The organism is Agrococcus citreus, from assembly GCF_039527715.1.
In the GTDB taxonomy this organism is placed as follows: domain Bacteria; phylum Actinomycetota; class Actinomycetes; order Actinomycetales; family Microbacteriaceae; genus Agrococcus; species Agrococcus citreus.
On sequence record NZ_BAAAKK010000005.1, the window covers coordinates 770,579 to 776,903 of the forward strand.

At 72.6% G+C, this 6,325-nt stretch carries 6 protein-coding genes and 1 pseudogene; all 7 read left to right on the forward strand.

Annotated features, from left to right (window positions below; translation table 11 throughout):
- Positions 1-36: 36 nt before the first annotated feature.
- The gene (locus ABD106_RS12570) at positions 37-1,080 is read left to right on the forward strand and encodes a zinc-binding dehydrogenase (RefSeq protein WP_343920852.1); all 1,044 of its coding nucleotides are present in this window, start codon (positions 37-39) and stop codon (positions 1,078-1,080) included.
- An 11-nt stretch (positions 1,081-1,091) separates the two neighbouring features.
- Positions 1,092-1,676, forward strand: coding sequence for a gluconokinase (locus ABD106_RS12575; protein ID WP_343920854.1), 585 nt, complete (start codon positions 1,092-1,094; stop codon positions 1,674-1,676).
- A 46-nt stretch (positions 1,677-1,722) separates the two neighbouring features.
- On the forward strand, positions 1,723-3,132 hold the full coding sequence (locus ABD106_RS12580) for a GntP family permease (protein WP_343920856.1): 1,410 nt from the start codon (positions 1,723-1,725) through the stop codon (positions 3,130-3,132).
- Between the two features lie 165 nt (positions 3,133-3,297).
- A complete protein-coding gene (locus ABD106_RS12585; RefSeq protein ID WP_343920858.1) occupies positions 3,298-3,930 on the forward strand; it encodes a 50S ribosomal protein L25/general stress protein Ctc in 633 nt (210 codons plus the stop codon).
- Positions 3,931-3,951: 21 nt separating this feature from the next.
- Positions 3,952-4,530, forward strand: a complete 579-nt coding sequence (gene pth, locus ABD106_RS12590; protein ID WP_343920860.1) for an aminoacyl-tRNA hydrolase — start codon at positions 3,952-3,954, stop codon at positions 4,528-4,530.
- A 66-nt stretch (positions 4,531-4,596) separates the two neighbouring features.
- A complete protein-coding gene (locus ABD106_RS12595; RefSeq protein WP_343920862.1) occupies positions 4,597-5,070 on the forward strand; it encodes a hypothetical protein in 474 nt (157 codons plus the stop codon).
- A 37-nt stretch (positions 5,071-5,107) separates the two neighbouring features.
- Positions 5,108-6,325 (forward strand): annotated as a pseudogene (locus ABD106_RS12600) (transcription-repair coupling factor); the annotation flags it as partial.

Below are 6,325 nucleotides of genomic sequence, written 5' to 3' on the forward strand. Positions count from 1 at the left end.
GCAGTACCGAGCAGCAGCACCGAGCGGACGGACGACATGAGCGACAACTTGGCACTCGTGGCCCACGCCAAGGACGACGTGCGCGTCGACGCCCTGCCGGAGCCCGACCCGGACGCCTCCGAGGCGGTCGTCGAGATCGCCTACGGCGGCATCTGCGGCTCCGACCTCCACTACTGGCTGCACGGCGCGGCCGGGCAGTCGATCCTCCGGGAGCCGATGGTGCTCGGCCACGAGGTGGTGGGCACCGTGCTCGTCGCGGCAGCGGACGGCAGCGGTCCCGCGGCAGGCACGCGCGTCGCGGTGCACCCGGCCACGCCGCTCGACGACGGGTCGGCGCCGTTCCCCGCAGATCGCCCGAACCTCAGCCCGGCCGGCACCTACCTCGGCTCGGCGGCGCGCATGCCGCACACGGCTGGTGCGTTCGCCCGCCGCGTGGCCCTGCCCGCGCGCATGCTCCGCGTCATCCCCGAGGGCCTCGACCTGCGCCTCGCCGCGCTCGCCGAGCCGGCCGCCGTCGCGTGGCACGGGGTGGGCCAGGCCGGCGACATCGCCGGCGCCCGCGTGCTCGTGATCGGCGCGGGCCCGATCGGCGCGCTCGCGATCGCGGTCGCCCGCCACCACGGCGCCGCGGAGGTCGTCGCGACCGACCTCCACCCGCATCCGCGAGCGCTCGCCGAGCGGCTCGGCGCCCGCGCGCTCGACGCGACGGATGCGGACGCCATCGCGGCCGTGCACGCCGACGTCGTCATCGAGTCGTCGGGCACCGAGCAGGGGCTCGCGGCAGCCATCAGCGGCGCGCGCCGGGGCGGCACGGTCGTGCTGCTCGGCCTCCAGCGGGCGGGCGACATCGCGGTGCCCATGGCGAGCGCCATCACGCGCGAGCTCACGCTCGTCGGCTCCTTCCGGTTCAACGACGAGATCGACGACGTGCTCGCCGCCCTCGCGGACGGCTCGCTCGACGCCGGCGCGGTCATCAGCCACGAGCTGCCGATCGACGACGGGCTCGAGGCGCTCGCGCTCGCACGCGACGCATCCGTATCCTCGAAGGTGCTGCTGACCTTCGCAGCCGAGACCGACTGAGGAGCGAGGCGATGAGCGAGACGCGGTACCCGCCGATGATCATCATGGGCGTGCAGGGATCCGGGAAGTCGACGATCGGGAAGGCGCTCGCGGAGCGGCTGAACATCGACTTCATCGACGGCGACGACCTGCACCCGACGGCGAACAAGGAGAAGATGGCCGCGGGGCACCCCCTCACCGACGAGGACCGGGTGCCGTGGCTCAAGACCATCGGGCAGACGATCGCCGATGGGCGCGTCGAGGGGCGCATCACGATCGTCGCGTGCTCGGCGCTCAAGCGCTGGTACCGCGAGCTGCTGCGCTCGAGCGATCAGGACCTCGTCTTCGTGCACCTCAGCGGCGACAAGGGACTGCTCGCCGACCGGCTCGCCCACCGCGACCACGAGTACATGCCGACGACGCTGCTCGACAGCCAGATCGAGACGCTCGAGCCGCTCGCCGACTGGGAGCAGGGCATCGTGATCTCGATCGAGCAGCGCCCCGAGGCGATCGTCGACGAGGTCACGCGCATCCTCACCGGCCGGGCCGCAGGCCGCGCGGTCGAGCCGCGACCGGGCGCGACCATCACCGGCGCCATCGACGTCCAGCCGGCCTGACCCCAGGCCGAGCCCCACCGCACCGCCACGCACACAGGAGACACCGATGGAAGATCTCGTCCTCAACTGGGACCTCGGCACCGGAGGGCTCCTGCTGCTGGCAGCCGCGTCCATCGCGCTGCTGCTCGTCCTCATCATGACCTTCAAGATCCACGCCTTCCTGGCGCTGATGATCACGAGCCTGCTGACCGCGGTCGCTGCGGGCATCCCCTTCGACCGGCTCATCGCGGCCATCCAGTTCGGCTTCAACCCGACGCTCGGCAGCGTGATGCTGCTCGTCGCGCTCGGCGCGATGCTCGGGCGCATGATCGAGACCTCGGGCGGCGCGCGCGTGCTCACCGACCGGCTGATCGCCCGCTTCGGCGAGCAGCGCGCCGGCATGGCCGTCGGCATCGCGAGCCTGCTGATGGGCTTCCCGATCTTCTTCGACGCCGGCCTCGTCGTGATGCTGCCCATCATCTACGCGGTCTCGCGCCGCCTGGGCGGCTCGCTGCTGTCGGTCGCGTTCCCCTCGGCGCTCGCGTTCAGCTCGATGCACATCTTCGTGCCGCCGCACCCGGGCCCCGTGAGCGCATCCGCCATCCTGGGCGCCGACGTGGGCCTCGTGCTCATCCTCGGCCTCGTGGTCGCGCTGCCCGTCTGGTATCTCGTCGGTGTGCTCTTCGGAGGCTGGGTGGGCCGCAAGTACCACGTCGAGGTCCCCACGATCCTCAGCGGCACGCCCGACCAGGAGCGCGAGATGGAGTCGAACCCCGCGTTCGGCAAGGTCATCTTCCTGCTCGTGCTGCCCCTCGTGCTCATCCTCCTCAACACGGGCCTCAACATGTACGCGGCCACGACCGACGACCCGGATGCCTTCAAGGCCGAGCCCGTCGTCGCGCTGCTGCGCACGCTCGGCGAGACGCCGATCGCGCTCCTCATCACCGTGCTCGTGTCGTTCTGGCTGCTCGGCTGGGGCATGGGCAAGAAGGGCTCGCTGCTCGACAAGGTCGCCGACAGCGCGCTCGGACCGATCGCGTCCGTCGTGCTCGTCACCGGCGCCGGCGGCATGTTCGGCGGCGTGCTGCGCGTCACCGGCATCGGCGACGCGATCGCCGAGTCGCTCAACTCGGTCGGCATGCCGGTCATCGTCGCGGCGTTCCTCATCGCGCAGATCGTGCGCATCGCCCAGGGCTCGGCCACGGTCGCGCTCACGACCGCGGCATCGCTCATGGCGGGCGTCGTCATCGATGGCGGCTTCAACCCCGTCGAGACGGCCGCGATCGTGCTCGCGACCGCTGCCGGCTCGGTGGGCTTCAGCCACGTGAACGACTCGGGCTTCTGGCTCGTGAGCAAGTTCTTCGGCCTCGACGTGAAGACGACGCTCAAGACGTGGACGGTCGCGCAGGGACTCATGGCGATCGTCGGCTTCGCGATCTCGTACGTCATCTACCTCGTCGGCGGGATGCTCGGCTGATCCCGCCCGGCGCGCGACGCGGGGAGTGATAGAGTCTGAGGCTGAACTTCGGCGAGGGGTGCGGACGCATCCGTGATCGACGCAGTGGCAGCAGCGGACCCAGTCCTCACGCTTCGCGCGTTCGAGTCGACCATCGACGGGCTGCGGCCCACTAGGAGCACTTCCATGACTGACGCCAGCAAGCTCGTCACCGAGACCCGCACGGCATTCGGCAAGGGCGCGGCGCGCAAGCTGCGCGCCCTCGGCAAGATCCCCGCGGTCCTCTACGGCCACGGCACGGAGCCGAAGCACCTGACGCTCAACGCGCACGACGTGTTCATGCTCGTGCGTCGCTCGAACGCCATCTTCGACCTCGAGATCGAGGGCTCCTCGCAGCTCGCGCTCGTGAAGGACATCCAGCGCAACCCGGTGCTCGAGGGCTCGCGTGCGATCGAGCACCTCGACCTCGTCATCGTCAAGCGCGGCGAGAAGGTCGTCGTCGACGTGCCGATCCACGTCGAGGGCGAGTCGGCTCCCGGCACGATCACGAACCTCGAGGCGACGAGCATCTCGATCGACGTCGACGCCATGAACATCCCGAACAACCTCGTCGTCTCGATCGAGGGCCTCGAGGAGGGCGCGCACATCCTCGCCGGCGGCATCGAGCTGCCCGAGGGCGCGACGCTGCTCACCGACCCCGAGGCGCTCATCATCGGCATCATGGTGCCGGCCGCCCCGCAGGACGAGGACGAGGGCGCCGCCGCGACCGGCAGCGGCGCGAGCGGCGAGGCCTCGGACGACTCGGCGTCGGCGGAGTAGCCAGCAGGCGACCGCGCCCGCATGGCGCAGACGTGGCTCGTGGTCGGGCTCGGGAATCCCGGGCCCGACTACGAGCGCACGCGCCACAACATCGGCCGCCGAGCGCTCGCCGAGGTGGAGCGGCGTGCAAGCGCGACGCCCAAGCGGCATGGCCGCGCCCAGGCGCTGGTCGCCGAGTCGCGCGTGATCGGCGGACCGAAGGTCGTCACTGCGTTCCCGACGAGCTGGATGAACCGCTCCGGCGGTCCGGTCGCGCAGCTCATGGACTTCTACGGCGTCGACCCCGAGCACGTGATCGTGCTCCACGACGAGCTCGACCTGCCGCTCGGCACGGTGCGGCTCAAGCAGGGCGGCGGCCACGGCGGCCACAACGGGATGCGCGACATCATCGCCGCTCGCGGCGGCGACGTGCTGCGCGTGCGGCTGGGCGTCGGCAGGCCGCCCGGCAGGCAGGATCCCGCCGACTTCGTGCTGAAGCCGTTCGCGAAGGCCGAGCAGGAGGAGGCCGAGCTGCTCGTGCAGCTCGGCGCCGACGCGGTCGAGCGCATCGTCGCGGAGGGCTTCACCGAGGCCCAGCAGCGCATCCACGCACCGAGCTGAACCCCGTGCTCGCCGCTCGCCCAGTGGCCCGCCGCTAGCATGGAGCCGATCGAGAGGAGCGCGCCCTTGCGCCGAATCGCACCGCTTGCCGCTGCCGTCATCGCGGCGAGCCTCGCGCTCGCCGGCTGCGCGAGCGCCGAGCCCGAGCGCGCCGCTCCCGAGGGGCCGAACGGCTACACGCTCTCCGCGACCTTCGACGACGGCGCCGCCCTCTGGTGGGACGGCGGCACCGAGTCGGGGCTCACCGACCTCATGCTCGAGGACGCCGACGGCCGCATCGTCGCGTCGTGCCTCGGCACCGGTCCGCTCCTGTGCGTGGGCGGCACCGACGAGGCGCGCGGAGCGCTCGTCATCGGGCCCGCCGGCGCGGAGCGCGCCGTCATGCACTGGTACGGACAGGACGTCGAGCTCCAGCGCGGCGAGAACACCCCCGACGACGCGCCGCCCGTGTTCGCCGGCGTGATGCCGCCGGTCGGCGCCGAGGGCTCGTACACGGTCGAGGTCTTCGACGGCGCTGGCGCCGTCGTCATGGCGCAGTGATCGCTGCCGTTCGGACCAGTGCCCCGGTGGGGGCGCTGTGAGCCTCCGGCCACTCCTCGAGCTGCTCGAGCGCGGCGCGCTCGCCCCCGTCGTCGAGGCGAGCCGAGGCGGCGCGCTCACCGGCATCGAGTCGATGCGCGCCCCCGTCGTCGCGTCGATCGCGAGCGCCCACGACCGCCCGCTGCTCGTCATCACCGCGACCCGGCGCGAGGCCGAGGCGGTCCGCGACGACCTGCTCGCGTGGCTCCCCGAGGCGCAGGTGCTCGACCTGCCCGCGTGGGAGACGCTCCCGCACGAGCGCTTGAGCCCCTCGGCCGAGACCGTCGGGCGGCGCGGCGCGACGCTCCGCGCGGTCGCCGAGCGGCAGCCCGGCACGCCCACGGTCGTGGTCGCATCCGTGCGCGCGGCGCTCCAGCCCGTCGCCGACAACCTGCTCTCGGTGGCGCCCGTCGAGCTCACGGCCGGCGCGCGCGGCGTCGACCTCGCGGCGCTGTCGCGGCGGCTCGTCGACCTCGCCTACTCGCGCGTCGACATGGTCACGCGCCGCGGCGAGTTCGCGGTGCGCGGCGGCATCGTCGACGTCTTCGCGCCCGCCGACGACTATCCGGTGCGCATCGAGCTGTTCGGCGACGAGGTCGAGCAGATGCGGCGGTTCCACGTCGCCGACCAGCGCTCGGAGGCCGACCCGATCGACCGCGTCGTGCTCCCGCCGAGCCGCGAGATGCTGCTGACGGATGCCGTGCGCGCTCGCGCGCGCCAGCTCGCGCCCGAGTTCCCCGGCATCCAGCAGATGCTCGAGCGCATCGCCGAGGGCATGCCGGTCGAGGGCATGGAGTCGCTCGCGCCCGCGCTGCTGCCCCGACTCGTGCCGGTGACCCACTACCTGCCCGACGCGGGCGTCGTCGTGCTCGGACCCGAGCGCATCCGCGACCGCGTCGCGAGCCTGAACGACACGAACCAGGAGTTCCTGCAGGCCGCGTGGAGCGCCGCGACCGCGGGCGGCGAGGCCCCCGTCGACCTGCAGAGCGGCTTCCTGAGCCTCGACGAGCTGCGCGACCAGGTGCGCGCGCCCTGGTGGACGTACTCGACGCTGCAGGCGGACGACTCGGTCACGGCGGTCGACGCGCAGCCGGTGCCGAGCTTCGCGGGCCGCGCGGACGGCGCCGTCGATCACCTGCGCGAGCGCGCTCGCGAGGGCTGGCGCGTGGTCGTCACCGCCGCCGGCCACGGCCTCGTCGAGCGCGCTGCGCAGGTG

Excerpts from the sequence above, each read along its gene's own strand:
- pth (WP_343920860.1), top strand. The coding sequence starts at position 3,952 with ATGGCGCAGACGTGGCTCGTGGTCGGGCTCGGGAATCCCGGGCCCGAC.
- ABD106_RS12585 (WP_343920858.1), top strand. The coding sequence starts at position 3,298 with ATGACTGACGCCAGCAAGCTCGTCACCGAGACCCGCACGGCATTCGGC.
- ABD106_RS12575 (WP_343920854.1), top strand. The coding sequence starts at position 1,092 with ATGAGCGAGACGCGGTACCCGCCGATGATCATCATGGGCGTGCAGGGA.
- ABD106_RS12580 (WP_343920856.1), top strand. The coding sequence starts at position 1,723 with ATGGAAGATCTCGTCCTCAACTGGGACCTCGGCACCGGAGGGCTCCTG.
- ABD106_RS12570 (WP_343920852.1), top strand. The coding sequence starts at position 37 with ATGAGCGACAACTTGGCACTCGTGGCCCACGCCAAGGACGACGTGCGC.